The 1469-nt window shown below is 60.9% G+C and carries 1 protein-coding gene; it reads left to right on the forward strand.

Translation table 11 applies throughout. The annotated features are described in order from the left end of the window. On the forward strand, window positions 1-1469 hold a 1469-nt coding region (locus tag ACUHMQ_RS19465; protein WP_445297119.1), incomplete at both ends, for an RHS repeat domain-containing protein.

The following is a 1469-nucleotide window of genomic DNA, read 5'->3' on the forward strand; positions in this document are numbered from 1 at the left end:
ACACGGACAGCGCCAAAGCCGAACGCAAGCGGCTCGGCTATCCCGAAGTCTTGGCTAACGTGACCGCGGACCAGCTCGATGCATTGCGCAAGCAACACGCCACCACCTATGCCTACGACAATGCCGGCAGACGCATCAGCAGCACCGATGCCCGGGGCAGCAAGACCCGCTATTACTACGATGAAGCGGGTCAGTTGCGTTACACCGTCAATGCCCTCGGTGAGGTGCGTAAGACCGATTACACCGCCTTTGGTGAAGTCAGCAGTACCACCGCGTTCACCCAGCGCTTGGGCGATCTGACTGGCATCGACGGCGGCTTGCTGACCGATGCCTTGCAGACAAGGTTGGAACAGCTGGCCAATGCCAACGAGGACAAGACCAGCCGCATCAATTACACCTTACGCGGCTTGGTCAAGGAAGCCCTGGACAGCTTGGGTAAGACCACCAGTACGACCTACACCGCCTTCGGTGAGATTGACCGTCTGGTCAGCCCGATCGACACCGGCAAGGTCACGACAACGCGCTTCCAATACGATGCGCGCGGCAAGCTGATCTCGACTCAGCAGGATGCGGGCGGACTGAATCTGAGCAAGGCAACCGAATACGATGCGTTTGGCCGTGCGGTGGCGGTGACGGATGCCAGCGGCCACACCACCCGTACCGACTACGACCGGCTCGGCCGTACCGTGGTCGTTACCGATCCCCTCAATGCCCGACGCACCACCACCTACGACGCCTTCGACCGTGTCCTTACACAGACCGATGCATTGGGCCACACCACCACCACCGCGTACGACAGTGCCAACCGCCGTATCACCGTGACCACGGCCGATGGGGTCAAGACCAGCAGCGAGCGTAACCGGCACGGTGAAGTCATCCAGCTCACTGACGGCAATGGCAACACCACGACTTACCAGTACAGCGCTGACGGCAAACTGCAAAGCACGACCGATGCGTTGGGCAATACCAGCCGCAAGGCTTACGACAGTGTCGGCAACCTGATCAGTACGACCGACGCCAATGGTGTCGTCACGCAATACCAGTACGATGCGGCCAACCGGCAGCTGCAAAAGCAGATCGACCCGACCGGCTTGAAGCTGACCAGCAGCGTGACCCTGGATGGACAGGGCCGCACGGTGACGAGCACCGACGCCAATGGGGTGATCACCCGCAACCACTTCGACCGCCAGGGTCAGCTCAGTGCGGTGGTGGTGGACGAAGGTGGGCTGAAGCTACGTACCGAATACCGCTACGACGACCAGGGTCGTACGCTCAGTGTCACCGAAGGCGCAGGCACCCCGGCAGCGAAGACCACCTCGTATGGCTACGACAAAGCGGGGAGGCGGATCAGCGAAACGGTGGACCCCAATGGGCTGAAGCTGACCACCCACTTTGAATATGATGCTGCGGGCAATGTGGTAGCCAAACGCGATGCGAATGGCAATGCCACCCGGTTTGCCTACGACGCA

The sequence above is a fragment of the Chitinimonas violaceus genome, from assembly GCF_052601015.1.